The organism is Pseudomonas anatoliensis (assembly GCF_017976235.1).
In the GTDB taxonomy this organism is placed as follows: domain Bacteria; phylum Pseudomonadota; class Gammaproteobacteria; order Pseudomonadales; family Pseudomonadaceae; genus Aquipseudomonas; species Aquipseudomonas anatoliensis.
Genome location: NZ_JACVHC010000008.1, coordinates 126368 through 153019, shown reverse-complemented (window position 1 = coordinate 153019; position 26652 = coordinate 126368). Strand labels below are relative to the sequence as shown.

Genomic DNA, 26652 nt, shown 5'->3' with positions numbered 1-26652 from the left:
CGATATTTAAGAGCTTTCGCACCCAGGCCACTGGCGTTATCCTTGATTTCATCTTAATTGCCCCAGGGCGGCTAAATACGACCTTGAACGCTCCCATAGAACCACATCGTTTTATTCTCGAGCCCTTTGAGGCTCATCGCTTCGCCAATCTGTGCGGGCAATTCGACGAGCATTTGCGCTTGATCGAACAGCGCCTGAGCATCGAGATCCGTAACCGCGGAAACCAGTTCGAGCTGATCGGCGACCCCAAGCACACCACGTCTGCGGAAAATCTGATTCGCCGCCTGTACCGCGAAACCAAGGGTACGGAGTTGTCGCCAGATATGGTTCACCTGTTCCTGCAGGAATCAGCCGTCGTCGAGCTGGACAACCACGCCCCCGCGGAAGCCTCCGTCGCCCTGCGCACCAAAAAAGGCATGATTCGCCCTCGCGGCTTGAATCAGTTGCGCTACGTGAAGGAAATTCTCGGTAACGACATCAACTTCGGCATAGGCCCGGCCGGTACCGGCAAGACCTATCTGGCCGTGGCCTGCGCGGTCGATGCACTGGAGCGCGAGCAGATCCGGCGCATCCTGCTGGTGCGTCCGGCGGTTGAGGCAGGTGAAAAGCTCGGTTTCCTGCCCGGTGATCTGTCGCAGAAGATCGACCCCTACCTGCGCCCGCTCTATGACGCTCTCTACGAAATGCTCGGCTTCGAATACGTGGCCAAGCTGATCGAACGTCAGGTGATCGAAGTCGCGCCGCTGGCCTACATGCGCGGTCGTACGCTGAACAACAGCTTCATCATTCTCGACGAAAGCCAGAACACCACCGTCGAACAGATGAAGATGTTCCTGACGCGTATCGGTTTCGGCTCTACCGCGGTTATCACAGGCGACATCACCCAGGTCGACCTGCCGAAAGGCACCAAGTCGGGCCTGCACCATGTGATCGAAGTGCTCAAAGACGTGCCAGGCATCAGCTTCACGCACTTCATGCCTAAAGACGTTGTGCGCCATCCGCTGGTGCAGCGGATCGTTGAAGCCTACGAGCGCTTCGAAAACCGTGACGAGGCGCCCAAGGACACTTCGCGAAATGCTTGAGCTAGACCTGCAAATCGCTACCGAAGCGAGCGCCCCGAGTGAAGCCGACTTCCGCCAATGGTGCGAACTGGCCCTGCGCCAGCGCACCGCTGACTCGGAAATGACCATTCGTCTGGTCGACGAGGAAGAAGGTCGTGAGCTCAATCACACCTGGCGCCAGAAGGATTACGCGACCAACGTCCTGTCGTTCCCGGCTGACGTGCCCGACGAGTTTCTCGACATCCCGCTGCTCGGCGATCTGGTGATCTGCGTGGCCGTGGTTGAGCGCGAAGCTGCTGAACAAGGCAAGGAACTAAAGGCCCATTGGGCACATCTGGTCATTCACGGCTGCTTGCATCTGCTTGGTTACGACCATATAGATGACGAAGAAGCCGAAGAAATGGAAGCACTGGAACGCGAGTTGCTTGCTGAACTGGGCTATCCCGATCCGTACGCGGACGACGAAACCGAACCATCCCCTATCGTTACAACAAAGGATTCAGAGTAATCGCTATGAGCGAAGATCGATCGAGCAACGGGCAGAAGTCATGGCTGGGTAAACTGACCCAGGCTTTTGCCCACGAGCCGAAGAACCGCCAGGAGCTCCTTGAGCTGCTGCGCGATGCACATCAGAACAAACTGCTGGACAGCGAAGCGCTGGCCATCGTCGAAGGCGCCATTCAGGTGGCTGACCTGCAAGTTCGCGACATCATGGTGCCGCGTTCGCAGATGATCAGCATCAAGGCGACCCAGACACCGCGTGAATTCCTCCCGGCCGTGGTCGATTCCGCCCACTCGCGCTATCCGGTCATCGGCGAAAGCCATGACGACGTGATGGGCGTGCTGCTGGCCAAGGATCTGCTGCCGCTGATCCTCAAGGAAAACGGCGACAGCTTCAACATCAAGGATCTGCTGCGCCCGGCCACCTTCGTGCCGGAGTCCAAGCGTCTGAACGTGTTGCTGCGTGAGTTTCGCGCCAACCACAACCACATGGCCATCGTCATCGACGAATACGGCGGCGTGGCCGGTCTGGTGACCATCGAAGACGTGCTGGAACAAATCGTCGGCGACATCGAAGACGAGCACGACGTCGAAGAAGACAGCTACATCAAGCCGCTGCCCAGCGGTGACTTCCTGATCAAGGCACTGACGCCGATCGAGAACTTCAACGAGTTCTTCGACAGCGAGTTCTCCGACGACGAGTTCGACACCGTCGGCGGCCTGGTGATGAGCGCGTTCGGGCACTTGCCAAAACGCAACGAAACCACTGAAATCGGCGCCTATCGTTTCCGCATCCTGAACGCCGACAGCCGTCGGATTCACTTGCTGCGACTGTCGCCGATCGCTCGTTAATTCTAAGGACTGAAATGCGCTGGACAACCCGCCCCGGCTGGCCCGGTAACCTGCTGGCCGTGGCGGCCGGTGCAATCACCACGTTCGCTCTGGCACCCTTCGATATCTGGCCGCTGGCTCTGCTGGCGGTCGGTTTGTTCTATGCCGGTCTGCGCGAGCTGAGCCCGCGCCAGGCGCTGGGCCGGGGCTGGTGCTTCGGTTTCGGCCTGTTCGGCGCCGGTACCAGTTGGATCTATTACAGCATTCATCATTTCGGCGGCGCTTCGGTGCTGTTGGCCGGATTTCTGATGCTGCTGTTCACCGCGGCGATTGCGTTTTTCTTCGCCCTGCCCGCTTGGCTCTGGGCACGCTGGCTGCGCCGTAACGAGGCACCGCTGGCCGATGCCTTGGCATTTGCTGCGTTGTGGGTCGGTCAGGAAGCTTTTCGTGGCTGGTTCCTCACTGGCTTCCCGTGGCTTTATTCCGGTTACAGCCAGCTTGACGGTCCATTGGCCGGTCTCGCGCCAGTGGGCGGGATGTGGCTGGTGTCGTTCGTTCTGGCATTGACGGCTGCGCTGATCTACAACGCGCCGCGTCTGCTGCAATCCGGCCGTAAAGCGTTTGTTGCCGTTGGCCTGCTATTGCTGGTCGGGCCTTGGGTGGCGGGGATTGCACTCAAGGGCCACGCCTGGACCAGCCCTTCAGGCGAGCCGCTGACCGTTGCTGCCATTCAGGGTAACGTCGAACAAAGCATGAAGTGGGACCCGGCGCAGCTCAACGCGCAACTGGCGCTGTACCGCGATCTGAGTTTTCGCTCCAAACCCGTGGATCTGCTGATCTGGCCGGAAACAGCGGTACCGGTACTCAAGGAGTCCGCCGAGGGCTACCTGAGCATGATGGGTAACTTCGCCGCCGAGCGTAAATCGGCGCTGATCACCGGCGTGCCGATCCGCGAGACGGTGCATCACGAAAGACGCTTTTACAACGGCATCACTGTGGTGGGCGAAGGCGATGGCACTTACCTGAAGCAGAAACTGGTGCCGTTCGGTGAATACGTGCCGTTGCAGGATGTGCTGCGCGGACTGATCGCATTCTTCGACCTGCCGATGTCGGACTTCGCCCGCGGCCCCGCTGATCAGCCGATGCTGCAAGCCAAGGGCTATCAGATCGCGCCGTTCATCTGCTACGAAGTGGTGTATCCGGAGTTCGCCGCCAGCTTGTCGGCGCGCAGCGACCTGCTGCTGACGATCAGCAACGACACGTGGTTCGGCACCTCGATCGGCCCGCTGCAACATTTGCAGATGGCGCAGATGCGCGCGCTGGAAGCCGGACGCTGGATGATCCGCGCCACCAACAATGGCGTGACCGGCCTGATCAACCCGTTCGGGCAGATCACCGAGCAGATTCCGCAGTTCGAACAGGGCATTTTGTATGGAGAAGTCGTGCCGATGCACAACCTGACGCCGTATCTGCAATGGCGTTCGTGGCCGCTGATCGTCCTGTGTCTGGGGCTGTTCGGTTGGGCGTTGATGGCTAGCCGGATGTCCAAAACCCTCTAAGCAAAAAGATCGCAGCCTGCGGCAGCTCCTACATGGGATTTGTATTCCCCCTGTAGGAGCTGCCGCAGGCTGCGATCTTTTGATCTTCAGCGATAGAAAAGCGAATACCCCACCTGCCCCACCGCGTCATTCAGCAACTGCCCGCTCTGCCAGATCGACTTGAACTCCGGCAGCCAGCCACCAAACGGCCGAGCGTTGTCTGTACCCAGGAAGCCCACTGGCGCTGGCACCACTTCAAATCCTGCCTGTTCAAAACTCCACACCGATCGCGGCATGTGCCAGGCCTGCGTCACCACAACTACGCGTTTGATCCCCTGGGGCAACAGCATATCGGCGCTGAATCTGGCGTTTTCCCAGGTGGTGCGGCTTGCCCCTTCCTGCCAACGCACGCTCACACCGAAATCGTCCAGCAATGAATCGGCCATCAACTTCGCTTCGGTCGGCGGCGTGCCGTAATGCAGCCCGCCGCTGGTCAAAATCGGCAGTCCCGACGCCTTCGCCAACCGCGCCGCATAGCGTTGACGCTCAAGCCCCACGCCGGTCGGCTGATCGTCGCCCCAGGCCAGATCACCCCGCTCACGCCCGGAACCCAGCACCACAATCGCATCGGCACGTTGCGCCAGTGTCGCCCAATCTTCGCGGGCCAGCGGGGGCTCGCGTTCGAGGGCTTTGGCGCCCCATTGCACCACCACCGGCAGGCTCATCAGCCAGAGTCCGCCAAAACCGAGGGCAAAACACAATCCAGCCAGTCGCGGCCGTGAGCGGCGCAGCCACCACGCGGCCAGCAACAGCAGCAAAAGAATGCCGGGGGGCAATAGAAGTTGTTTGATGAAATAACGAAAAGGCATCGGGCATCTCCAAAGATGCCCGAAGCCTAAGTGGGTTAATACAACGCGACAACCGATAGGGTGGGATCCTGTTGAAAAAGATCCGTTTCTTGACCTGCCATGCGCTTACTTGGCCCGTAAAGCACGCACCTTGACGGTGTCTTTGCGGGGCGCCTTGTCCTTGAGCCAGATGACCTTGGCCGAATGTGTTGCATCGAGCTGCTTCACTGCTTGCGACAAGCATCCGTGCGTTTCACGTTCACTGCGATCCAGATAGGCCTTGACCAGTTTGAACTCGGCGGGGCTCAAGCCACGCAATTCCAGTTCCAGGGGGCGCTCGTCGCGCAGCCGGTCTGCGGTTTTTGCAGCGTCCAGGGCCATACCCAGACGTTCCATCAACCGCTCGTACAACTCAGGTTTCGTGATGTTTCTTTGCTGTTGCTCCACCATCCCTCACCTCATTGAAGATAAGACTCACTCCCCAGTTAGAGCTTAGCTTCGCTGCACAAACCGGCTGGATGCCGCGACCAACGGCCCTCGCCACCCACTGCGCGGGTCAAACAGCTGTAATCAGGGTTTCCCTAGGCCAAGCACGGTCATGTATGCTACGGCGCTTCCTGTCATTCCACTTCCAGCTCGTCCGGGCCGTCCCGAATGCCGCGTTGAAGAGGATTAGGCCACCCCTATCCAGTACAAAAGTAGCCATGCACGAACAATATCAGCCCCGTGAAATCGAAGCCGCCGCCCAGTCGTTCTGGGATGAGCAAAAGTCCTTTGAAGTCAGTGAACAGCCAGGCAAGGAGACTTTCTACTGCCTGTCGATGTTCCCTTACCCCAGCGGCAAGCTACACATGGGGCACGTGCGCAACTACACCATCGGCGACGTGATCTCCCGCTACCAGCGCATGCAAGGCAAGAACGTCCTGCAACCAATGGGTTGGGACGCCTTCGGCATGCCGGCGGAAAACGCCGCGATGAAGAACAACGTAGCGCCCGCCAAGTGGACCTACGAAAACATCGCCTACATGAAAACCCAGCTGCGCAGCCTGGGCCTGGCGGTGGACTGGTCGCGTGAAGTCACCACCTGCAAGCCTGATTACTACCGCTGGGAACAATGGCTGTTCACTCGCCTGTTCGAAAAAGGTGTGATTTACAAAAAAAGCGGCACCGTCAACTGGGACCCGATCGATCAGACCGTTCTGGCCAACGAGCAGGTGATCGACGGTCGCGGCTGGCGTTCCGGCGCGTTGATCGAAAAGCGCGAAATCCCGATGTACTACTTCAAGATCACCGCTTATGCGGATGAACTGCTGGAGAGCCTCGACGAACTGACTGGCTGGCCTGAACAGGTCAAGACCATGCAGCGCAACTGGATCGGCAAATCCCGCGGCATGGAAGTGCAGTTCCCGTACAACGTCGATTCCATCGGCGCAGCCGGCACCCTGAAAGTCTTCACCACCCGTCCGGACACACTGATGGGCGCGACCTACGTTGCCGTCGCCGCTGAACACCCGCTGGCTACTCAGGCCGCGCAGAACAACCCTGAGCTGCAAGCGTTCATCGCTGAATGCAAGGGCGGCAGCGTCGCTGAAGCCGACGTCGCCACTCAAGAGAAAAAAGGCCTGCCGACCGGCCTGTTCGTCGAGCACCCGCTGACCGGTGAAAAACTCCCGGTGTGGGTCGCCAACTATGTGCTGATGCATTACGGCGACGGCGCGGTCATGGCTGTGCCAGCGCACGACGAGCGTGATTTCGAATTCGCCCACAAGTACGACCTGCCGATCAAATCGGTAGTGCGCACCAGCTCCGGCGAGACCAACCCGGCACCATGGCAAGACGCCTATGGCGAGCACGGCACGCTGATCAACTCCGGCGAGTTCGATGGTCTGGATTTCGCTGGCGCGTTCGATGCAATCGAAGTGGCGCTGATCAAAAAAGAACTGGGCGCCTCGCGCACCCAGTTCCGCCTGCGCGACTGGGGCATCAGCCGCCAGCGCTACTGGGGCTGCCCGATCCCGATCATCCACTGCGATGCTTGCGGTGACGTGCCGGTACCGGAAGATCAACTGCCCGTCGTACTGCCGGAAGACGTGGTGCCGGATGGCGCCGGTTCGCCGCTGGCACGCATGCCAGAGTTTTACGAGTGCAGCTGCCCGAAATGCGGCCAGCCTGCCAAGCGTGAAACCGACACCATGGACACCTTCGTCGAGTCTTCGTGGTACTACGCCCGTTACGCCTCGCCGCACTTTGAAGGTGGCCTGGTCGAGAAATCCGCGGCTGACCACTGGCTGCCGGTGGATCAGTACATCGGCGGTATCGAACACGCGATTCTGCACCTGCTGTACGCACGTTTCTTCCACAAGCTGATGCGTGACGAAGGTCTGGTGAGCTCCAACGAGCCGTTCAAGAACCTGCTGACCCAAGGCATGGTAATCGCCGAAACCTACTACCGTCGCGAAGCCAACGGTGCCTACACCTGGTTCAACCCGGCGGACGTAGAACTTGAGCGCGACAGCAAAGCCAAGGTCATCAGCGCCAATCTGATCGCCGACGGTCTGCCGGTGGAAATTGGCGGTACCGAGAAAATGGCCAAGTCGAAGAACAACGGCGTCGACCCACAGTCGATGATTGATCAGTTCGGCGCAGACACCTGCCGCCTGTTCATGATGTTCGCCTCGCCACCTGACATGAGCGCCGAATGGTCCGACTCCGGCGTGGAAGGCTCGCATCGCTTCCTCAAGCGCGTCTGGCGTCTGGCGCAAGCCCACGTTACCCAGGGCCTGCCGGGCAAGCTCGACGTTGCCAGCCTGAACGACGAGCAGAAAGCCGTTCGCCGCTCGATCCACCTGGCCATCAAGCAGGCCAGCCACGACGTCGGCCAGAACCACAAATTCAACACCGCCATCGCTCAGGTCATGACGCTGATGAACGTGCTGGAAAAAGCCGCGCAAGGCACCGAGCAAGATCGTGCGCTGGTGCACGAAGGCCTGGAAGCCGTGACTTTGCTGCTGGCTCCGATCACACCGCACATCAGCCATGAGCTGTGGAATCAACTGGGCCACGCCGATGCCGTGATCGATGCCGGCTGGCCTGCTGTGGACGAAAGCGCACTGGTGCAGGACAGCCTGACCCTGGTCATCCAGGTCAACGGCAAGCTGCGTGGCCAGATCGAAATGCCGGCGAGCGCGACGCGCGAAGAAGTCGAAGCCGCCGCTCGCGTCAACGAAAACGTGCTGCGTTTCGTCGACGGTCTGACCATTCGCAAAGTGATCGTTGTGCCAGGAAAACTGGTCAACATCGTCGCCAGCTAAATTGGATTGGGCGTCAGGTTTGCCTGACGCACTGTAAAACCTTTCGGGCCGCCAGGTCGGCCCACATGGTTTCAAGGGGAGCAACACAATGATCAAACGCAATCTGCTGGTGATGGGCCTCGCTGTTCTGCTGAGCGCCTGCGGTTTCCAGCTGCGTGGCACTGGCAGCAACGAACTGACGATCAAGGAACTCGATCTGAGCGCCCGTAACGCCTACGGCGAGACCGTCACTCAAATGCGTCAGGTGCTGGAGTCCAGCGGCGTCAAGGTTTACAGCGGCGCGCCTTACAAGCTGTACCTGGCTGACGAACAGGAAAGCCAGCGTATCCTCAGCTATGCAGGTGCCGGTCGCACGGGCGAGTATCAGCTCAGCACAGTTCTGAGCTACGACATCCGCGGTGAAAAAAACCTGTCTCTGCTCAGCGACAAGCTTGAAGTGCAGAAAGTGTTCATCCACGACGGCAACAACCTCGTCGGCTCCGATCAGGAAGCCAACGACGCCCGTCGCGATATCCGTCGCGATCTGGTTCAGCGCATGATGCTGCGTCTGCAACAGCTGACCCCGGGTCAACTGGAGCAACTGCAGCAGGCCGCCAATGACCGCGCCAGGGCAGAAGCCGATGCGCTGGAAGCGGCGCAAAAGATTGAGGCGGAAACCCCGCGTCAGTCGCCGCTCGAAATCCCGCAGCAGTAAGAAGTTCGGGGCGCTCAGGCGCCCCGTTCGACCTCTCTTATGAAGCTCGCTCCCGCGCAACTCGGCAAACACCTGCAAGGCGCCCTCGCGCCCGTCTATATCATCAGCGGTGATGACCCGCTGCTGTGTCAGGAAGCCGCCGACGCCATCCGCAGTGCTGCCCGCCAGCAAGGTTTCGACGAACGCCAGGTGTTTGCCGCCGGCGCCAATTTCGATTGGGGTACGTTGTTGCAGGCCGGCGCCAGCATGTCGCTGTTTGCTGAAAAGCGTCTGCTGGAACTGCGTTTGCCATCGGGCAAACCCGGTGACAAGGGGGCTGCCGCATTCATCGAGTACTGCTCGCGTCCCGCTGAAGACACGGTGCTGCTGATCAGCCTGCCCAAGCTTGATGGCAGCGCGCAGAAGACCAAGTGGGGCAAGGCGCTGGTTGAAGGTCAGCAGACGCAGTTCATCCAGATCTGGCCAGTGGATGCCAATCAGTTGCCGAGCTGGATTCGTCAGCGTCTGTCGCAGGCCGGGTTGTCGGCCAGCCAGGACGCCGTCGAACTGATTGCTGCACGTGTGGAGGGCAACCTGCTCGCCGCCGCGCAGGAAATCGAGAAGCTCAAGCTGATGGCCGAAGGTGGGCAGATCACTGTCGAAACCGTGCAGGCCGCTGTGGCGGACAGTGCACGATTCGACGTGTTTGGCTTGACCGACGCGGTCCTTAACGGTGAACCGGCCCACGCCCTGCGCATGCTCGAAGGGTTGCGTGGTGAGGGTGTCGAACCGCCAGTGATCCTCTGGGCACTGGCGCGGGAGTTGCGCCAACTGGCCAATATCGCGCTGCAGTACAGCCAGGGCACGCCGCTGGACAAGTGCTTCAGTTCAGCGAAACCGCCGGTGTGGGACAAGCGCAAACCCTTGATGAGCAAAGCCCTGCAACGTTACTCGGCGCAACGCTGGGCGCAGTTGCTGCTCGAAGCTCAGCGTATTGATGCACAAATCAAAGGTCAGGCAGCCGGATCACCGTGGATGAGCCTGAGCCGCTTGGCACTGTTAATGGCTGGCCAACGTTTGTCATTGCCTGCCGAATAAAATCAAAAGATCGCAGCCTTCTGCAGCTCCTACACCAATCCCTGTAGGAGCTGCCGAAGGCTGCGATCTTTTGATCTTGCTTTCCTACAAAACGACCTGCATTTGCCCTATAGACAGACGCCCGACATCGGCAGATTATTTCCCCCGCAAAACCCACTCACTCGAGAGAACCCTCATGAGCAAAAAGCCATCGAAACATGGCCCGAACAAGGCCAAATCCATCATCGCCCAACCCCTGTTCCGCAGCCGCCAGGAACAACCAGCCAAGGGTAAAGGCAGCTACCGCCGCGAAGCCTTCCAGTCTAATAGCTGGGAGGCTTCTTACTTTCTGGCAGCTTAAAGCGCAGCACCCCCCGGTCATGTTAAGGTCTGCACCTGATTCGTATCCTCTGGAACTGTGCATGCCCTTTAGTCTTTCCCGTCGTTGGCCTGTTCGCCAATTGATCGCTGCCTCCAGCTTCATTCTGCTTGTCGCCTGTGCGGAAAAACCTACCGCCGCCGATGCGCAACCTCTTCAAGCCGCCCCTGTCGCCACGGCCCCAGCGATTATTCCGCCGGTAGTGCCGTCCGCCGACCCACTTGATCTTCAGCCGACCCAGACCTTTGCCGAATGGCAGGCAGGTTTTCGCAAGGATGCCTTGGCCGCTGGTATTCGCGCCGAGCTGTTCGACCGTGCGTTCGCCAATATCAGTTTCGACGCCAGCGTGATTCGCGCCGACCGCAGCCAGCCGGAGTTCTCCCGCCCGGTGTGGGAATACCTCGACGGCGCACTGTCGCCGCTGCGCGTGCGCAAGGGCCAGGCGTTGATCATTCAATACGCCGATATCCTGCAAAGCATCGAGCAGCGTTATGGCGTTGATCGCCAAGCGCTGGTGTCGGTTTGGGGCATGGAAAGCAACTTCGGGCAGTTCCAGGGCAGCAAGTCGGTGATCAACTCGCTGGCCACCCTCGCCTACGAAGGTCGTCGCCCAGGCTTTGCCCACGCGCAACTGATTGCTGCCCTGCAGATTCTGCAACAGGGCGACATCACGCCGGAGAAGATGCTCGGTTCCTGGGCTGGCGCCATGGGCCAGACGCAGTTCATCCCGACCACCTACAACACCCATGCCGTGGATTTCGACGGTGACGGGCGCCGCGACATCTGGGGCAGCCCGGCCGACGCACTGGCCTCGACCGCACACTATCTGCAAAGCTCCGGCTGGCAGCGCGGCCAGCCGTGGGGCTTTGAAGTGCAATTGCCCGGCAACTTCGACTACACGCTGGCGGATGGCACCCTGCGCAAGAGCGTCGCCGAATGGCGTCAGCTGGGCGTGATGCTGCCCAACGGGGCTCAGGCGCCCGCCGGAACCGAACAATTGTCCGCCGCCCTGTTACTGCCGGCCGGTTATCGTGGCCCGGCGTTCCTGGTCCTCGACAACTTCCGGGCGATCCTCAAGTACAACAATTCTTCGTCGTACGCGCTGGCGGTGAGCCTGCTGTCCGAGCGCTTTGGCGGCGCTGGCTTGATCAATGGCTCTTGGCCTAAAGATGATCTGCCGCTGAGCCGCACCGAGCGAATCGAGTTGCAGACCTTACTGAGTGCACGCAACTACGATGCCGGCACGGCAGACGGGATCATCGGCGCCAATACACGCAAGGCGATTCGCAGTGCACAGCAGTCGTTTGGCTGGCCGGCGGATGGGTATCCGACGCATAAGCTGCTGGAAAGCCTGCGTAACCAATAAAGCAAAATCAAAAGATCGCAGCCTGCGGCGGCTCCTACAGGGTTTACGTTAATCCCGTGTAGGAGCTGCCGCAGGCTGCGATCTTTTTGCATCACCCGCAATTATCGGCGGGTGACCACATCCTGCTCCAGCATCAGTTCCTGCTTCCCCGCATCCAGTCGAACCAATGCCCCCATCGGCAATGTCAGGTTCGGATCGCAATGCCCGCTGCGCCATCCTGAAAGCACCGGAATCCGTAACGGCTCAAACGTCTGCTTGAGCAGCCGGTTCAAAGCTTCGACGTCCACCCCCGCGACATCCCCAACCAGAACTCCGCGCAATTTGGCCAGTTTGCCGGCCAGGCGCATCTGGGTCAGCAGTCGGTCGATCCGATACAGGGGCTCGTTGATATCCTCGATGAGCAGAATCACCCCCTCCACATCGATTTCGTAAGGCGTCCCCAGAGTCGCAGCGATCATCGCCAGATTGCCGCCGAGCAAACGCCCGTGGGCGATGCCGGGCTCGACCGTCGTCAACGGATAAGCCGCCGGGTGGCTTAGCACACTGCCGCTCTTCAGTTGGCCACGCAGCATGGCGAAGAACGAAGTGACGGTTGGCGGCTCCTTGTCGCCCAACAGGTCAGCGTTGAGCAGCGGCCCGTGAAAGGTCACGAAGCCTGCGTATCGGCTGATGGCCAGGTGCAGCGCGGTGATGTCGCTGTAGCCAACGAATGGCTTGGCATGGCGGCTCAGCAGGTCGTAATCGATCCGGTCAAGCAGCCGTGGCGTGCCGTAGCCGCCACGCAGGCAAATAATTGCATCGACTTCGGGATCAGCGAACGCCGCATGAAGATCGCGCAAGCGCACGTCGTCGCTGCCGGCCAGATAGCCATCCTTTTCATAAACGCCGGGGAACACCTTAAGCCCATAACCCCGCGCGCGAATCCATTGCACCGCCTTATCGGTGTCCAATACACCCGGGCCGGCTGGTGCAATGACGCCGATCAGCCCTTCTGAGGGCAACGCGGGCACGGCTTTGTGCGGGCAAAGTGTGTGGGTTGGTCGAACGGTCATCCTTGGATCTCCCTGTGAGTCATGCACACACAGTAGTCAGGAACGGCGGTAAACAGAAGAGGCTCGGCCACGCCGCAGGTTGCAGGAAAAATCAGCATTGAATGTAAGACAGGCAAAAAAATGCCCGCCGGGCGTTAAAGCCTCGGCGGGCATTTTTTATATCAGCGCTGAATCAGGAACCCATCAGCTCAGCCTTGACCAGCTTCGCCTGCTCATCGGCATGGTACGAGGAACGCACCAACGGCCCGGACGCAACGTTCTTGAAGCCCATCTTGTAACCTTCCTCGGCGAACCAGGCGAAGGTGTCCGGGTGCACGAAACGCTGCACCGGCAAGTGGCTGCGCGACGGTTGCAGGTACTGGCCAAGAGTCAGCATGTCGATGTCGTGTTCGCGCATGCGCTTCATGACTTCGATGACTTCTTCGTCAGTCTCGCCCAGACCCAGCATCAGGCCGGATTTGGTCGGAATGTGCGGCATCATCTGCTTGAAACGTTGCAGCAGAGTCAGCGACCACTGGTAATCCGAACCCGGACGCGCAGCCTTGTACAGACGCGGCACGGTTTCCAGGTTGTGGTTGAAGACATCTGGCGGCTCGGCGGCGGTGATTTCCAGGGCGACGTCCATGCGGCCACGGTAGTCCGGAACCAGGGTCTCCAGCTGCACGTTCGGCGACAACTTGCGGATTTCGCGGATGCAGTCGGCAAAGTGCTGGGCACCACCGTCACGCAGGTCGTCGCGGTCAACCGAGGTGATCACCACGTACTTGAGCTTGAGGTCGGCGATGGCGATGGCCAGGCTCTGCGGCTCGTTGACATCCAGCGGCTTCGGACGACCGTGGCCCACGTCGCAGAACGGGCAGCGACGGGTGCAGATGTCGCCCATGATCATGAAGGTCGCGGTGCCGCCGGAGAAGCACTCACCCAGGTTCGGGCAGGACGCTTCTTCGCAAACGCTGTGCAGCTTGTGTTTGCGCAGCAGGCTCTTGATACGGTCGACTTCCGGGGAAACCGGGATACGCACACGAATCCAGTCGGGTTTCTTCGGCAGCTCGGTGGTCGGAATGATCTTTACCGGGATGCGTGCAACCTTCTCGGCACCGCGCAGCTTGACGCCGGCTTCAACCTTGGGACGCGGGGCCGGGCGCTCGGTCACGTCGAGCGTCGGGATCATGGTTTGCACTGCATCAGTAGTCATATCAGTCGATTCCGCCCGTCAGGGTCGTCTGCTCAGCATAGTCGAGGTGTTTGACGAGCTGCGCGCGCAGCCGGGCACTTACCTCGGCAAATTCAATCGATCCTGCGTGATCACTCAGCTGGGTCATCGCCAGCCCGGCGTAGCCGCAGGGATTAATCCGTCGAAACGGTTCCAGGTTCATATCCACATTCAGGGCCAGCCCATGAAAGGAGCAACCGTGGCGAATCCGTAAACCCAGAGAAGCGATTTTCGCGCCATCGACGTACACGCCGGGAGCGTCTGGCTTGGCCGCTGCGGTCACACCGTAGCTGGCCAGAAGTTCGATCAGGCATAGCTCCATGCGACTGACCAGATCACGCACGCCAAAACCCAGCTTGCGTACATCCAGCAACAGATAAGCCACCAGTTGGCCGGGGCCATGGTAAGTCACCTGCCCGCCGCGATCGACCTGCACCACCGGAATTTCACCCGGCAGGAGCAAGTGTTCGGCCTTGCCGGCCTGACCCTGCGTGAACACCGGTGGGTGCTCGACGAGCCAGATTTCGTCGGCGGCATCGCTGCCGCGTTCGTTGGTAAAACGTTGCATGGCATGCCAGACCGGCTCGTAAGCCATCTGGCCGAGTTCGCGAAAGCCCAGCGTGCCTGGCATCACAGCACCATGTGCACGAAACCGGTCGCCCGCAGTTCGCTGTTGATGTCGTACAGCTGGTCTTGACCGGTGGCGACGATGTGCAACTGGATCGTGGTGTATTTACCGTTGCTGCTCGAACGCTCGTCAATACGATCATCGTTGATGGTCGCGTGCTTCTTGACGATTTCGATGATCTTGTCTTTGTTGCCGACGCCCGTGTCGCTGATCACCTTAACCGGGTAATCGTTGGCAGGGAATTCGATCTTTGGCGCCTTTACTTCGGTATCGGTCATGGCGTAACGGCCTCTATAGCGCAAGCCGTGGTAACGCACATGGCCCCGCACCGGATCGGGGCGGGGCCATGCAGGTCAACACAAATCAGTTGAACAAGCCGTAGAAGAATAGACGGATGCTATCCCACATGCGGCGGAAGATACCACCCTCCTCGACGCCGTCCAGAGCGATCAGGTCAGCGCTGTGCACAACCTTGTCTTCCAGTTTGACTTCGACTTTACCGATTACGTCGCCCTTGGCGATTGGCGCGGTCAGTTGCGGGTTCATGGTCATGCTGGCAGCGAGCTTCTTCAACTGGCCTTTTGGCAGGGTCATGGTCAGGTCTTGCGCCAGGCCGGCCTTGACTTGACTGGTGGTGCCTTTCCACACCGGGGCCTGAGCCAGTTCGGTGCCCTTCTGATAGAAGGTCTGGGTTTCAAAGAAGCGGAAGCCGTAGGTCAAGAGCTTCTGGGTTTCAGCGGCGCGAGCCACATCGCTGTTGGTGCCGAACACCACGGCGATCAGACGCTGGCCATCACGAACAGCCGAGGACACCATGCAATAACCGGCTTCGTCAGTGTGGCCGGTTTTCAGACCGTCAACGGTCTTGTCGCGCCACAGCAACAGGTTGCGGTTAGGTTGTTTGATGCCATTCCAGAAAAACTCTTTCTGCGAGTAGATCGCGTAGTGAGCCGGGTCTTCGTGGATGATCGCGCGAGCCAGGATCGCCATGTCATGAGCCGACGAGTAATGGTCAGGGTTTGGCAGACCGGTCGGGTTCATGAAGTGGGAGTTGGTCAGGCCCAGTTCGGTGGCCGTCTTGTTCATCACGTCGGCGAAAGCGTCTTCGCTACCGGCGATGTGCTCGGACAGTGCCACGCTGGCGTCGTTACCGGACTGGATGATGATGCCGTGCAGCAGGTCGCTGACAGTGACTTGCGAACCGACTTTGATGAACATCCGCGAACCGCCGGTACGCCAGGCGTTTTCGCTGACGGTCACCGGATCGTTTTCACCGATCTGGCCACGACGGATTTCCAGGGTCGCGATGTACGCGGTCATCAGCTTGGTCAGGCTGGCCGGTGGCAGACGCTGGTCGCCATTGTTTTCAACCAGCACGTTGCCGCTGCTGGCATCCATGAGCACATAGGACTTGGCGGCCAGTTGTGGTGGCGAAGGCATCATCTCGACCGCGAACGCGGCTGGCGAGAGGAGCAGCGGGACTAGCAGGAAAAGGCGTTTGGCAAAGGTGGTGATGTTCATCCGTCTCTCGAAATCGCTAATGCAAAATTTAATCAGATGACTTTCTGACGAGTCATCGCGTGTTCAGCTGCTCACTCCAGTCACCCTTGCCGGGCTTTTGTTCTTCGACGAGCCAACAACCTGGTTCACCCCCCAATACCGCAGGTGAACCGTCAATCAAGTTCTACGTTTTACTCGGTGACCACACTTGGCGAACCAAGGTTGGCCAGGCGCACGCTGTTCTGCACCTGGGTGATTTCACCCGGCGAGCCGATCGGCCCCAGGCGTACCCGGTGCAGAGTCTGCTGATTGCGCACGATCGAGCTGATGAACACCGGAGCGCTCACCATCCCGCTGAGCTTCGACCTCAGCAGCTCTGCAGCGTCCGGGTTGGCGAAGGCGCCCACCTGCAGATACTGGCCAGACGCTGTTGCAGAAGCGTTTTTTTTTGCATCGATCTGCACTGGCACAACGGCCGCGGCGTGTTGCTGCGGCGGAGGGGTCCATTGCTCGACGGTGCCGGCCGACGCTGTGATAACCGGGGCGCTGTTCTGCGCAACTTGCGGCTCATTGAGCATCAACGGCGCCGGACGGCCCTTGGCGGCCCACCATTGCTGCGGGTCGATGCCCTCGACCTTGACCCGCGCAGTGCCGGTTTCGGCATAACCGAGTTTTTTTGCCGCCGCGTAGGACAAATCGATGATCCGGTCGGAATAGAAAGGACCGCGGTCGTTGACCCGCAGAATCACTGTGCGGTTGTTGTCCAGGTTGGTCACCCGAACATAACTTGGCAGTGGCAAAGTCTTGTGGGCGGCGCTCATGCCGTACAGGTCATAAACCTCGCCATTGGCGGTGTTCTGCCCGTGAAACTTGGTGCCGTACCAGGACGCCGTGCCGGAAGCGACGTAGGTCTTCGATTCCTGGATCGGGAAGTAGGTCTTGCCCAGCACCGTGTACGGGTTGGCCTTGTACGCACCGGTGTGCAGGGTTGGGGTGGCATCGGGGATACGCGAAACATCGACATCCCACCACGGTGCGCCATCTTTGTGCGCGCGGTTGATATCAAGAACCGGCTGCTTGCGCACAGCGGTTGTGGGCGCCTTCTGAGTCGGGGTACGGCTGGTCGAACAACTGGCAACCAGTACCGCCAACGCAGCAAATGCCACCAACTTCAGGGGTTTATTGTTAGGCAATGCCCGCATTACTTGACGCCCCGTGCTTGTACAAGCTGTTCAGACAGTTGATGTACGGCCATGGCGTACATCACGCTGCGGTTATAACGCGTGATCGCGTAGAAATTCTTCAGGCCCATCCAGTATTCGGGGCCGTTCTCGCCTTCAAGGCGAAATGCCGTAACCGGCATATCATCGCGCAGCGCATCATGACTTGACCAGCCCAGCGCCCGCAACTGCGCGACAGTCTTTGTCGGCTCGATACCAGTGGTCAGGCCTTCATCGGCCTGCTCGCCACGGACATCGGCGCGGCTGACCACCGGTTCGCCGGCGACCCAGCCGTGACGCTTGAAATAACTGGCGACGCTGCCGATCGCATCATCCGGGTTGTTCCAGATATTGATGTGGCCGTCACCGTCGAAATCCACTGCATAAGCGCGAAAGCTGCTCGGCATGAACTGCGGCAGACCCATCGCCCCGGCGTATGAACCCTTGAGCGTCAATGGATCGACCTGTTCTTCGCGCGCCAACAGGAGAAACTCACGCAGCTCCTTGCGGAAAAATTCGGCACGGGGAGGATAGTCGAAACCGAGCGTCGACAAGGCATCGATCACCCGATAATTGCCGGTATTACGTCCGAAAAAGGTCTCAACGCCGATGATCGACACGATGACTTGTGCCGGCACGCCATATTCCTGCTCGGCCCGGGCCAGCGTGGCCTCGTGCTGACGCCAGAAATCCACACCTCGCGCAATGCGCGCGTCAGTGATGAACATCGGGCGGTATTCTTTCCACTGCTTGACCCGCTCGGCAGGTCGGGAGATGGCGTCGAGAATCGCCTGTTTACGCTGAGCCTCGCGAAACACCCCCATCAGTTGCTCACCGGCGAAACCGTAGTCGCGGGTCATTTCACCGACGAATTCGGCCACCTGGGGTGAGCCTTCGTATTCGCCGGCCAGCGCTTCCTGCACGCTGCCAAGGAGGCCAACCAGGCCAACCCATGGCGCGCATCGAGTCGCCCAGCCACGCATTACTTGCATTGAACTCTTCACCTTATTCAAACCTGTGCGATCCACTTGCGATGGGTATGGATCGACATCAAAACCCCAAACGCTGACAGCAGTGTCACCAGCGAAGTTCCTCCGTAGCTAATGAACGGCAATGGAACCCCTACAACCGGCAACAGGCCACTGACCATACCGATGTTGACGAAAACATAAACAAAAAACGTCATGGTCAACGCGCCGGCGAGCAATTTGCCGAACAGCGTCTGCGCCTGAGCGGTGATGACCAGCCCCCGACCAATCAACAGCAAATAAATCAGCAACAGCGCGCAGATGCCCACCAGGCCGAACTCTTCGCCGAGCACGGCAATGATGAAGTCGGTGTGGCTTTCCGGGAGGAAGTCCAGGTGCGACTGGGTACCGAGCAGCCAGCCCTTGCCAAATACGCCGCCGGAACCGATCGCAGCTTTCGACTGAATGATGTTCCAGCCAGTGCCGAGCGGGTCGCTTTCCGGATCGAGGAACGTCAATACGCGCTGCTTCTGGTAGTCGTGCATCACGAAGAACCACATCGCAACCGACACCGGAATGGCCGCGGCCAGCACGCTGACGATCCAGCGCCAGCGCAAACCGCCCATGAACAGCACGAACGCCCCGCCGGCCAGAATCAGCAGCGAAGTGCCGAGATCCGGTTGACGGACGATCAGCGCAAATGGCACGCCGATTAACATCAGGCTGATGCCAACATGCTTGAGCTGTGGGGGCAATGTCCGCTTGGACAGATACCAGGCAATGGTCGCTGGCATCAGGATTTTCATGAATTCCGAGGGCTGGAAACGGATCACACCGGGAATGTTGATCCAGCGTGTGGCGCCCATGGCGTTGTGACCCATGATGTCCACCACCAAAAGCAGCAGCACGCCGATCACGTAGCCGAGCGGCACCCAGCGCGCCATGAAACGCGGTTCGAACTGGGCGATGATGATCATCGACACCAGACCGATACCGAACGAAGTGGCCTGCTTGCCCAGCAGATCCCAGCTCTTGCCACTGGCCGAATACAGCACGAACAGGCTGCCGGCAGCCAGGATCAACAACAGGATCAGCAGCGGCCCATCGATATGCAGTCTTTGCAGCAGCGTCGCGCGGCGGCGCATCACATCCTCACTGGAGAGCATGCGATCAAAGTTATTCATCACGGGCCGTAGCCTCCGCACTGGTTGGGCTGGCGTATTCGGCCTTCAAACGTCCGTCCTGACCCAGAAGCCAGGCGTCCATGATCTGGCGCACCACGGGAGCGGCGACGCCGGAACCGGACTCACCGTTCTCGACCATCACCGAAACAACAATTTTCGGGTCATCGGCCGGAGCGAAACCGACGAACAAGGCGTGGTCACGATGGCGTTCCTGAACCTTGGAGCGGTCGTACTTCTCGCCCTGCTTGATTGCCACGACCTGGGCCGTACCCGACTTGCCAGCAATACGATATTGCGCGCCAATGGCCGCTTTACGCGCGGTACCCCGGGCGCCGTGCATCACTTGCTGCATGCCGTGGTTGACCTTGGCCCAGTCAGACGGATCGCGCAGGATAATGTCCGGTATCGGATTTTCGTCCACCGGCTTCACCCCTTCGAGGGATTTGGCCAGGTGCGGCCGGTTCCACACGCCTTTGTTCGCCACCAGCGCCGTGGCCTGAGCCAACTGCAGCGGGGTCGATTGCATGTAGCCCTGGCCGATGCCGAGAATCAGCGTTTCGCCCGGGTACCACGCCTGTTTGCGAGTCGCGCGCTTCCACTCGCGGGACGGCATCAGGCCGGGAGATTCTTCGAACATGTCCAGCGAGACCTTCTGGCCGATGCCAAACTTGTTCATGTAGGCCGACAACCGGTCAATGCCGAGCTTGTGGGCCAGGTCATAGAAGTAGGTGTCGTTGGACCGCATGATCGCCGTGTCGAGGTCGACAAAGCCGTCGCCCGTACGGTTCCAGTTACGGTATTTGTGATCGTAGTTGGGCAGCATGTAATAACCCGGGTCGAACACCCGGCTCGACGCTGTCACCACACCCGAATCGAGGCCGGCGATTGCCACGGCAGGTTTGATCGTCGAACCCGGCGGATACAGGCCGCGCAGCACGCGGTTGAACAGTGGCCGGTCGATGGAATCGCGCAACTCGGCGTACGCCTTGAAGCCGATGCCGGTGACGAACAGGTTGGGGTCGAAGCTCGGCTGGCTGACCATCGCCAGCACTTCGCCGGTCTTCGGATCGAGGGCAACCACCGCGCCACGACGACCGCCCAGCGCAAGTTCGGCGGCTTCCTGCAATTTGATGTCCAGGCTCAGGACGATGTCCTTGCCGGGAATCGGATCGGTACGCTTGAGTACACGCAGAACGCGGCCCCGAGCGTTGGTCTCGACTTCTTCGTAACCCACCTGCCCGTGCAGTTCCGGCTCGTAGAAACGCTCAATGCCGGTCTTGCCGATGTGGTGGGTGCCGCTGTAGTTGACTGGGTCGAGGGTTTTCAGCTCTTTCTCGTTGATCCGCCCCATGTAACCCACCGAGTGCGCAAAATGCGCACCCTGCGGATAGTGACGGACCAGTTGCGCAACGACTTCCACGCCCGGCAGACGGAACTGGTTCACCGCAATGCGGGCGATCTGTTCTTCGCTGAGTTCGAACAGGATCGGCACCGGCTCGAACGGCCGGCGCCCCTGGCGCATGCGCTTCTCGAAGATCACCCGATCTTCTGGCGTCAGCTCCAGCACCTCGACGATCACGTCGAGCACTTGCTGCCAGTCGCCGGAACGCTCGCGGGTCATGCTCAGGCTGAAGCTCGGCCGGTTGTCCGCCACCACCACGCCGTTGCGGTCGAAAATCAACCCACGGGTCGGCGGAATCGGCTGCACGTGAACACGGTTGTTTTCCGAAAGCGTCGAGTGGTACTCGTACTGGATCACCTGCAAGTAATACAGCCGCGCAATCAACACGCAGATCAACAGCACGACTGCAATGGCCCCGAACACGACGCGGCTACGCACCAGGCGTGCGTCCTTTTCGTGGTCCTTGATGCGGATCGGCTGAGACATGAGGGCAGGATTACTTGTGGTAAGGGTGACCGGACAGCACGGTCCAGGCACGGTACAGCTGTTCGCCGATGAGGATCCGCACCAGCGGATGCGGCAAGGTCAGCGGCGACAACGACCAGCGCTGATCAGCGCGGGCACAGACTTCCGGCGCCAGCCCCTCTGGGCCGCCAACCATGAAGTTGACCGTGCGCGAATCCAGCCGCCAACGGTCGAGTTCGACCGCAAGCTGCTCGGTGCTCCAGGGTTTGCCGTGGACTTCCAGCGTGACCACCCGCTCGTTCGGCCCGACCTTGGCCAGCATGGCTTCGCCTTCCTGGCGGATGAAACGGGCCACGTCGGCATTCTTGCCACGGGTATTGAGCGGTATTTCCACCAGTTCCAGCGCCAGCTCGGACGGAAGACGCTTGGCATATTCATGCCAGCCTTCTTCCACCCACTTGGGCATGCGTGAACCGACGGCGATCAGTCGCAGTCGCACAGCAATCCCTTACAGCTGGTCTTTGTTGAGCTTGGTGAAATGCTCGTGGGTGTTTTCCGGGCTGTGGTGCTTGGCGTCGGCCGCACGGCTTTGCTCGGCACCGGCCCACAGGCGCTCCAGGTCGTAGAACTGACGCGCCGAGGCGGTCATCATGTGCACGATCACCAGGTCGAGGTCGAGCAGCACCCAGTCACTGTCGCCCTTGCCTTCTTCGCCCAGCGGCTTGGCGCCCTGCTTTTTGACTTCTTCGCGAACCTTGTCCAGCATCGCGTTGATCTGGCGATTGGAAGTACCGGTGGCGATGATCATGTAGTCAGTGATGCTCTGCTTGTCGCGAACATCGATGATCTGGATGTCTTGCGCCTTGACGTCTTCAAGAGCGGCAACAGCAAGCTTGACCAGTTCGTCGCCTTTGAGCGGCTCGTTGGTGTTGGCCACTTCCGGCAACGGCGCGCTTTTGAATGTGCCTTTACGTTTTACTTTAGGTAGGTCTTTGTCAGTCATATAAAACTCGTTTTGCTCATATATTCGGCGGCTTGGCGACACGTGGATTCGTATCAGTTAAGCACGCCTTGTTCAGTTCGACGCACGATACAGACCGTGCGCATCGATGTAGGCCAGGACCGCGTCGGGCACCAGGAAACGTACCGACTTACCGCTGGCCAGCAGTTGACGGATCTGGGTGGCAGAGACCGCGAGCGGTGTCTGCCAGACGAATGCAATCTGTCCGCTCGGCCCTTTCAGGGCCAGCGGGTCGCTCACCGAACGCGCTGCCAGCAGGTTGCGCAAGGCATCCGGCGGTTCGCTGTCGGCGTCCGGGCGCTGTAGCACCAGGATGTGGCAATGCTGGAGCAACTCTTCCCAGCGATGCCAAGTGGGCAGGCCGCAAAATGCGTCCCAGCCCAAAAGCAGAAAAACCTGGGTCTCGGCGGCCATTTCGGCACGCATCAACTCCAGGGTATCAATGGTGTAGGACGGTTTGTCCCGCTGCAATTCGCGGGCATCCACCACCAGCGGCGGCACTCCTGCCACCGCGCACTCGACCATCGCCAACCGGTCCTGCGCCGACACCTGCGGCGTACCGCGATGCGGCGGGCGCGCGCTCGGCGTCAAACGCAACTCATCCAGCCCCAGCGCTTCGGCGACTTCCAGCCCACCGCGCAAATGGCCGATGTGCACCGGATCGAACGTGCCACCCAGTACGCCAATGCGCCGAGGACGGGGTTCGCTGCCGGGCGCCGGCGTTGTCAGGTCGAGGTTGGTCAAGTCAGACCGTCGCCTGGCCGCGCAACTGGCCATCACCGACCACGATGTACTTCTCGCAGGTCAGTCCTTCGAGACCCACCGGGCCGCGGGCGTGCAGCTTATCAGTAGAAATGCCGATCTCGGCACCCAATCCGTATTCAAATCCATCGGCGAAGCAGGTCGGGGTGTTGATCATCACCGACGCCGAGTCGACTTCAGCCACAAACCGCCGGGTGTCAGCGAGGTTTTCGCTGACGATCGAGTCGGTGTGGTGCGAGCCATAATGGTTGATGTGTTCGATCGCCTGGTCCAGACCATCAACGACGCGGATCGACAGAATCGGCGCCAGATACTCGGTGCTCCAGTCTTCTTCGCTGGCAGCCACGGCATCGATGATCGCCCGGGTGCGCTCGCAGCCACGCAGTTCGACGCCTTTATCGCGGAACTGCGCCGCCATCGACGGCAGGAAATCCTGGGCGACCGCTTGATCGACCAGCAGGGTCTCCATCGCACCGCAGATGCCATAACGATAAGTCTTGGCATTGAACGCGATGCTCTGGGCTTTCGGCAGATCGGCGTGGGCACTGACGTAAACGTGGCAGATGCCGTCCAGATGTTTGATCACCGGCACGCGGGCATCGCGACTGATGCGCTCGATCAGGCCACGACCACCGCGCGGTACGATCACATCGACGTACTCGGGCATGGTGATCATGGCGCCAACGGCGGCACGGTCGGTAGTTTCAACCACTTGCACCACGGCGGCAGGCAGTTCGGCTTCGGCCAGACCGCGCTGGATGCACGCAGCAATCGCACGATTGGAATGAATCGCCTCGGAGCCGCCACGCAGGATGGTCGCATTGCCGGACTTCAGGCACAGGCTGGCGGCATCGATGGTCACGTTGGGCCGGGATTCGTAGATGATCCCGATCACACCCAGCGGCACGCGCATCTTGCCGACCTGAATCCCTGACGGGCGAAAGCTCATGTCACGGATCGCGCCGACCGGGTCCGGCAGCGCAGCCACCTGACGCAGGCCGACGATCATGCCGTCGATGCGCGCCGGGGTCAGTTCCAGACGCTCCAGCAATGCAGGCTCCAGACCACTGGCGCGACCGGCAGCCAGATCCTGTTCATTGGCTGCCGCAAGCTCGGCGCGAGCCGCATCCAGAGCATTGGCAGCAGCCTGCAAGGCGCGGTTTTTCTGCGCGGTGCTGGCACGGCCGATGACCCGGGAAGCTTCGCGGGCGGCGCGACCCAATCGGGTCATGTAGTCAAGAACGGACTCAGTCATGGTCTGCTGGGGTCTTGGCAAAGAGGAAAGCGGCAGATTATAGCTGTCGCGTCCCGGGACTAACAGCGGTGACGGGCGGATGGTCGAAATGGACTACAAATTGCCAACGTTCAGCGGTGATTAAGACTCAAATTGTTATCATCGCGACCTCTTCAGCCTGGATAAACGTTGCCTGCCATGTCCAACCTGACCACTCCCACCCAAGCCGAACGCCTGCCCCAGGGACTTGCGGACAGTTTTTTCGACCGTGACGCGCAAACACTGGCGCGGGATCTGCTCGGCAAAGTCATCCGCCATCGGGTCGGCGATCTGTGGCTGAGTGCGCGAATCATCGAAACCGAAGCCTATTACTTCGAAGAAAAAGGCAGCCATGCGTCACTCGGCTACACAGAAAAGCGTAAGGCTTTGTTTCTGGATGGCGGACACATCTATATGTATTACGCACGCGGCGGCGATTCGCTGAACTTCAGCGCGCAGGGGCCGGGCAATGCCGTACTGATCAAATCGGCTTATCCGTGGGTCGATGAAATCAGCGGCCCGGCGAGTCTGGCGCAGATGCTGTTGAACAATCCTGATGCGCAAGGTCGGCCGCGGCCATCGCAGAAGCTCTGCGCCGGGCAGACTTTGTTGTGCAAGGCGCTGGGTTTGAAGGTGCCGATGTGGGACGCCAAGCGTTTTGATCATGAACTGCTGTTGGTGGAAGATACCGGGCCGGCGCCCACGCACATTATTCAAACGACGCGTCTGGGTATTCCCCATGGCCGTGACGAACACCTGATGTACCGCTTCGTCGACGCCGCGTATGCGCAGTGGTGTACGCGGAACCCGCTGCGTCGGGGTCAGGTCGAAGGTCGCGACTATTTCCTGCTGTAACTAAAAACCCCTGTAGGAGCTGCCGAAGGCTGCGATCTTTCGCTTTGAAGATCAAAAGATCGCAGGCTGCGGCAGCTCCTACAGGTGGCAATCATTGAAATGGAGTTTTTGGTATGGGCCCATGGCTCGATAGCGTGACCGGGTGGCTGGCGGCCAATCCAGAGTGGCTGGCCGTTGCGGTATTCATTGTGGCTTTTGTCGAATGTCTGGCGATTGCCGGTTTGATTGTGCCCGGCACGGTGTTGCTGTTTGCCGTCGCTGCACTGGCCGGCAGCGGCGCACTGTCGTTGAGCGAAACCCTGTTGCTGGGTTTTCTTGGCGGCATTCTTGGCGATGTGATTTCGTACTTCGTCGGTCGACACTTCCACCAGAACATCCGCAGACTGCCGGGGCTGCGCCATCATCCTGAATGGATGAGCGGCGCCGAAAGTTATTTCCAGCGCTACGGCATCGCCAGTCTGTTGGTCGGACGCTTCATTGGTCCGTTGCGGCCGATGCTGCCGATGGTGGCCGGGATGTGCGACATGCCCTTTCCGCGGTTCGCCGCCGTCAGCCTGTTGGCCGCCGCTGGCTGGAGCCTGGCCTATCTGCTGCCGGGCTGGGCGACCGGTGCGGCATTCCGTCTGCCGCTGCCCGAAGGTTTCTGGCTTGAGGCCGGGATCGTCGCTGGCGCCATCGCGGCCATGGTCGGCCTCAGCGTAAACAGCAGTTTGCGCCGCCACCGCCGGGCAACGGTGTGGATCAGCAGCATGAGCCTGTTGATTCTTATTGGTCTGTTTATTGGTTATCCGTATCTGAGCGCGCTTGATCAAGGCGTGATGACTCTGGTGCAGGAACATCGCCAACCGCTGCTGGATGAAATCGCGGTCACCCTCACGCTGATCGGTGAATTCCGCAACATGTTGCTGTTCAGCATCCTGCTCACCGTTTTGCTGCTGCTGTGCCGGCAGTGGCGTCAGGCGATCTTCGCCGGCAGCACCCTCCTCGTCACGGCACTGGCCAATACCGGAACCAAAATGTTTTTTGCCCGGGTACGCCCGGAAGTGCTGACCGATCCGATTACCAGTTACAGCATGCCCAGCGGCCACGCCTCGGGCGCGTTCGCGCTGTTCCTGACCCTGGCCGTCCTCGCCGGTCGCGGGCAGCCGCCACGCATGCGTCTGACATGGCTGTTGATCGGCTGCATTCCGGCCCTGTCTATTGCGCTGTCGCGGGTTTACCTCGGCGCACATTGGCCAACGGACATTATCGCGGGCGCGATGCTGGCCGCTGGCGTATGCGCGGCGAGCCTGTGGCTGAACCAACGCCAGTCGCCGCTCCCGGCGATGCCGTTCAAGGTCTGGTGGCTGATACTGCCGGCGATGGTGGCGCTGTTTGGCTTTTTCGTCCTGCGTCATTTGCCGCATACGCTGTTGCGTTACGCCTATTAAGTTCGCTGCTTAATTCGACATACCCTCTCCCCCCACTCACTCTCCGAGGATTCTTCCGACGAGAGTGCAGCCAACTTCTTATTTAAACTTACCT

The 26652-nt window shown here is 60.1% G+C and carries 26 protein-coding genes; 11 read left to right on the top strand and 15 right to left on the bottom strand.

What is annotated here, in order from left to right:
* Positions 1-83: 83 nt before the first annotated feature.
* The 4 genes from ICA16_RS24440 to lnt are packed head-to-tail and all read left to right on the top strand — an operon-like array spanning position 84 to position 3952.
* Positions 84-1082 carry a PhoH family protein gene (locus ICA16_RS24440; protein WP_210701820.1) on the top strand — a complete coding sequence of 333 codons (999 nt, stop codon included), beginning with the start codon at positions 84-86 and terminating at the stop codon, positions 1080-1082.
* The gene (ybeY, locus tag ICA16_RS24435; RefSeq protein WP_210554859.1) at positions 1075-1569 is read left to right on the top strand and encodes an rRNA maturation RNase YbeY; all 495 of its coding nucleotides are present in this window, start codon (positions 1075-1077) and stop codon (positions 1567-1569) included. The genes ICA16_RS24440 and ybeY overlap by 8 nt, the downstream gene beginning before the upstream one ends.
* Before the next feature lie 5 nt (positions 1570-1574).
* Positions 1575-2414 (top strand): HlyC/CorC family transporter, encoded by an 840-nt coding sequence (locus tag ICA16_RS24430; RefSeq protein ID WP_150602131.1) that lies wholly within the window; start codon positions 1575-1577, stop codon positions 2412-2414.
* A gap of 14 nt (positions 2415-2428) precedes the next feature.
* Positions 2429-3952: an apolipoprotein N-acyltransferase gene (lnt, locus tag ICA16_RS24425; RefSeq protein ID WP_042561238.1), complete on the top strand. Its 1524-nt coding sequence runs from the start codon at positions 2429-2431 to the stop codon at positions 3950-3952.
* A gap of 86 nt (positions 3953-4038) precedes the next feature.
* Here the strand turns inward: lnt and ICA16_RS24420 are convergent, their stop codons facing one another.
* The gene (locus ICA16_RS24420; RefSeq protein WP_210701819.1) at positions 4039-4800 is read right to left on the bottom strand and encodes a YdcF family protein; all 762 of its coding nucleotides are present in this window, start codon (positions 4798-4800) and stop codon (positions 4039-4041) included.
* Between the two features lie 105 nt (positions 4801-4905).
* Complete coding sequence (locus ICA16_RS24415) at positions 4906-5229, bottom strand: hypothetical protein (protein WP_210701818.1); 324 nt, start codon at positions 5227-5229, stop codon at positions 4906-4908.
* Between the two features lie 254 nt (positions 5230-5483).
* On the opposite strand from ICA16_RS24415, the gene leuS reads away from it, so the two are divergent.
* The 5 genes from leuS (at position 5484) to ICA16_RS24390 (ending at position 11585) form a co-directional block, all read left to right on the top strand.
* Positions 5484-8090 (top strand): leucine--tRNA ligase, encoded by a 2607-nt coding sequence (gene leuS / locus ICA16_RS24410; protein WP_210701817.1) that lies wholly within the window; start codon positions 5484-5486, stop codon positions 8088-8090.
* 88 nt (positions 8091-8178) lie between these two features.
* Entirely contained in the window at positions 8179-8784 is a 606-nt protein-coding gene (locus ICA16_RS24405; protein WP_150617307.1) for an LPS-assembly lipoprotein LptE, read from the top strand.
* A gap of 39 nt (positions 8785-8823) precedes the next feature.
* The gene (gene holA, locus ICA16_RS24400) at positions 8824-9861 is read left to right on the top strand and encodes a DNA polymerase III subunit delta (RefSeq protein WP_210701816.1); all 1038 of its coding nucleotides are present in this window, start codon (positions 8824-8826) and stop codon (positions 9859-9861) included.
* Between the two features lie 175 nt (positions 9862-10036).
* On the top strand, positions 10037-10201 hold the full coding sequence (arfA, locus tag ICA16_RS24395; RefSeq protein WP_007960579.1) for an alternative ribosome rescue factor ArfA: 165 nt from the start codon (positions 10037-10039) through the stop codon (positions 10199-10201).
* 61 nt (positions 10202-10262) lie between these two features.
* Positions 10263-11585 carry a lytic murein transglycosylase gene (locus ICA16_RS24390; RefSeq protein WP_042561245.1) on the top strand — a complete coding sequence of 441 codons (1323 nt, stop codon included), beginning with the start codon at positions 10263-10265 and terminating at the stop codon, positions 11583-11585.
* Positions 11586-11686: 101 nt separating this feature from the next.
* Here ICA16_RS24390 and ICA16_RS24385 read toward each other — a convergent pair whose 3' ends face one another.
* The 13 genes from ICA16_RS24385 to ICA16_RS24325 form a co-directional block, all read right to left on the bottom strand.
* Entirely contained in the window at positions 11687-12637 is a 951-nt protein-coding gene (locus ICA16_RS24385) for a S66 peptidase family protein (protein ID WP_210554855.1), read from the bottom strand.
* 172 nt (positions 12638-12809) lie between these two features.
* A complete protein-coding gene (lipA, locus tag ICA16_RS24380) occupies positions 12810-13808 on the bottom strand; it encodes a lipoyl synthase (protein ID WP_162184605.1) in 999 nt (332 codons plus the stop codon).
* Positions 13809-13833: 25 nt separating this feature from the next.
* On the bottom strand, positions 13834-14481 hold the full coding sequence (gene lipB / locus ICA16_RS24375; RefSeq protein ID WP_150602122.1) for a lipoyl(octanoyl) transferase LipB: 648 nt from the start codon (positions 14479-14481) through the stop codon (positions 13834-13836).
* Entirely contained in the window at positions 14481-14756 is a 276-nt protein-coding gene (locus ICA16_RS24370; RefSeq protein WP_042561249.1) for a DUF493 domain-containing protein, read from the bottom strand. Before ICA16_RS24370 ends, lipB begins: the two co-directional genes overlap by 1 nt.
* A gap of 85 nt (positions 14757-14841) precedes the next feature.
* Positions 14842-15999 (bottom strand): D-alanyl-D-alanine carboxypeptidase family protein, encoded by a 1158-nt coding sequence (locus ICA16_RS24365; protein ID WP_042561250.1) that lies wholly within the window; start codon positions 15997-15999, stop codon positions 14842-14844.
* Positions 16000-16169: 170 nt separating this feature from the next.
* A complete protein-coding gene (locus tag ICA16_RS24360) occupies positions 16170-17180 on the bottom strand; it encodes a septal ring lytic transglycosylase RlpA family protein (RefSeq protein ID WP_150602120.1) in 1011 nt (336 codons plus the stop codon).
* Positions 17180-18190, bottom strand: coding sequence for a lytic murein transglycosylase B (gene mltB, locus ICA16_RS24355; RefSeq protein ID WP_150602119.1), 1011 nt, complete (start codon positions 18188-18190; stop codon positions 17180-17182). Before mltB ends, ICA16_RS24360 begins: the two co-directional genes overlap by 1 nt.
* A 17-nt stretch (positions 18191-18207) precedes the next feature.
* Positions 18208-19311, bottom strand: coding sequence for a rod shape-determining protein RodA (gene rodA / locus ICA16_RS24350; RefSeq protein WP_191627703.1), 1104 nt, complete (start codon positions 19309-19311; stop codon positions 18208-18210).
* A gap of 31 nt (positions 19312-19342) precedes the next feature.
* Complete coding sequence (mrdA, locus tag ICA16_RS24345; RefSeq protein WP_150602118.1) at positions 19343-21238, bottom strand: penicillin-binding protein 2; 1896 nt, start codon at positions 21236-21238, stop codon at positions 19343-19345.
* 10 nt (positions 21239-21248) lie between these two features.
* Positions 21249-21716 (bottom strand): 23S rRNA (pseudouridine(1915)-N(3))-methyltransferase RlmH, encoded by a 468-nt coding sequence (rlmH, locus tag ICA16_RS24340; RefSeq protein WP_007937439.1) that lies wholly within the window; start codon positions 21714-21716, stop codon positions 21249-21251.
* Positions 21717-21725: 9 nt separating this feature from the next.
* Positions 21726-22220, bottom strand: coding sequence for a ribosome silencing factor (rsfS, locus tag ICA16_RS24335; RefSeq protein ID WP_042561254.1), 495 nt, complete (start codon positions 22218-22220; stop codon positions 21726-21728).
* Positions 22221-22292: 72 nt separating this feature from the next.
* On the bottom strand, positions 22293-23015 hold the full coding sequence (nadD, locus tag ICA16_RS24330) for a nicotinate-nucleotide adenylyltransferase (protein WP_224450915.1): 723 nt from the start codon (positions 23013-23015) through the stop codon (positions 22293-22295).
* On the bottom strand, positions 22984-24255 hold the full coding sequence (locus tag ICA16_RS24325) for a glutamate-5-semialdehyde dehydrogenase (RefSeq protein ID WP_210701815.1): 1272 nt from the start codon (positions 24253-24255) through the stop codon (positions 22984-22986). The genes nadD and ICA16_RS24325 overlap by 32 nt, the downstream gene beginning before the upstream one ends.
* Before the next feature lie 177 nt (positions 24256-24432).
* Here ICA16_RS24325 and ICA16_RS24320 point away from each other — a divergent pair, with 177 nt between their 5' ends.
* Positions 24433-25128 (top strand): DNA-3-methyladenine glycosylase, encoded by a 696-nt coding sequence (locus ICA16_RS24320; protein WP_150617301.1) that lies wholly within the window; start codon positions 24433-24435, stop codon positions 25126-25128.
* A gap of 113 nt (positions 25129-25241) precedes the next feature.
* Positions 25242-26558 carry a bifunctional DedA family/phosphatase PAP2 family protein gene (locus tag ICA16_RS24315; protein ID WP_150602114.1) on the top strand — a complete coding sequence of 439 codons (1317 nt, stop codon included), beginning with the start codon at positions 25242-25244 and terminating at the stop codon, positions 26556-26558.
* Positions 26559-26652: the final 94 nt, after the last annotated feature.

Excerpts from the sequence above, each read along its gene's own strand:
- mrdA (WP_150602118.1), bottom strand. The coding sequence starts at position 21,238 with ATGTCTCAGCCGATCCGCATCAAGGACCACGAAAAGGACGCACGCCTG.
- ICA16_RS24420 (WP_210701819.1), bottom strand. The coding sequence starts at position 4,800 with ATGCCTTTTCGTTATTTCATCAAACAACTTCTATTGCCCCCCGGCATT.
- rodA (WP_191627703.1), bottom strand. The coding sequence starts at position 19,311 with ATGCGCCGCCGCGCGACGCTGCTGCAAAGACTGCATATCGATGGGCCG.
- lnt (WP_042561238.1), top strand. The coding sequence starts at position 2,429 with ATGCGCTGGACAACCCGCCCCGGCTGGCCCGGTAACCTGCTGGCCGTG.
- mltB (WP_150602119.1), bottom strand. The coding sequence starts at position 18,190 with ATGCAAGTAATGCGTGGCTGGGCGACTCGATGCGCGCCATGGGTTGGC.
- ICA16_RS24405 (WP_150617307.1), top strand. The coding sequence starts at position 8,179 with ATGATCAAACGCAATCTGCTGGTGATGGGCCTCGCTGTTCTGCTGAGC.
- ICA16_RS24315 (WP_150602114.1), top strand. The coding sequence starts at position 25,242 with ATGGGCCCATGGCTCGATAGCGTGACCGGGTGGCTGGCGGCCAATCCA.
- ICA16_RS24390 (WP_042561245.1), top strand. The coding sequence starts at position 10,263 with ATGCCCTTTAGTCTTTCCCGTCGTTGGCCTGTTCGCCAATTGATCGCT.
- nadD (WP_224450915.1), bottom strand. The coding sequence starts at position 23,015 with ATGGCCAGTTGCGCGGCCAGGCGACGGTCTGACTTGACCAACCTCGAC.
- holA (WP_210701816.1), top strand. The coding sequence starts at position 8,824 with ATGAAGCTCGCTCCCGCGCAACTCGGCAAACACCTGCAAGGCGCCCTC.
- rsfS (WP_042561254.1), bottom strand. The coding sequence starts at position 22,220 with ATGACTGACAAAGACCTACCTAAAGTAAAACGTAAAGGCACATTCAAA.
- ICA16_RS24415 (WP_210701818.1), bottom strand. The coding sequence starts at position 5,229 with ATGGTGGAGCAACAGCAAAGAAACATCACGAAACCTGAGTTGTACGAG.
- lipB (WP_150602122.1), bottom strand. The coding sequence starts at position 14,481 with ATGCCAGGCACGCTGGGCTTTCGCGAACTCGGCCAGATGGCTTACGAG.
- arfA (WP_007960579.1), top strand. The coding sequence starts at position 10,037 with ATGAGCAAAAAGCCATCGAAACATGGCCCGAACAAGGCCAAATCCATC.
- ICA16_RS24365 (WP_042561250.1), bottom strand. The coding sequence starts at position 15,999 with ATGAACATCACCACCTTTGCCAAACGCCTTTTCCTGCTAGTCCCGCTG.
- ICA16_RS24430 (WP_150602131.1), top strand. The coding sequence starts at position 1,575 with ATGAGCGAAGATCGATCGAGCAACGGGCAGAAGTCATGGCTGGGTAAA.
- ICA16_RS24360 (WP_150602120.1), bottom strand. The coding sequence starts at position 17,180 with ATGCGGGCATTGCCTAACAATAAACCCCTGAAGTTGGTGGCATTTGCT.
- ICA16_RS24325 (WP_210701815.1), bottom strand. The coding sequence starts at position 24,255 with ATGACTGAGTCCGTTCTTGACTACATGACCCGATTGGGTCGCGCCGCC.
- ICA16_RS24385 (WP_210554855.1), bottom strand. The coding sequence starts at position 12,637 with ATGACCGTTCGACCAACCCACACACTTTGCCCGCACAAAGCCGTGCCC.
- ICA16_RS24370 (WP_042561249.1), bottom strand. The coding sequence starts at position 14,756 with ATGACCGATACCGAAGTAAAGGCGCCAAAGATCGAATTCCCTGCCAAC.
- lipA (WP_162184605.1), bottom strand. The coding sequence starts at position 13,808 with ATGATCCCGACGCTCGACGTGACCGAGCGCCCGGCCCCGCGTCCCAAG.
- leuS (WP_210701817.1), top strand. The coding sequence starts at position 5,484 with ATGCACGAACAATATCAGCCCCGTGAAATCGAAGCCGCCGCCCAGTCG.
- ybeY (WP_210554859.1), top strand. The coding sequence starts at position 1,075 with ATGCTTGAGCTAGACCTGCAAATCGCTACCGAAGCGAGCGCCCCGAGT.
- ICA16_RS24320 (WP_150617301.1), top strand. The coding sequence starts at position 24,433 with ATGTCCAACCTGACCACTCCCACCCAAGCCGAACGCCTGCCCCAGGGA.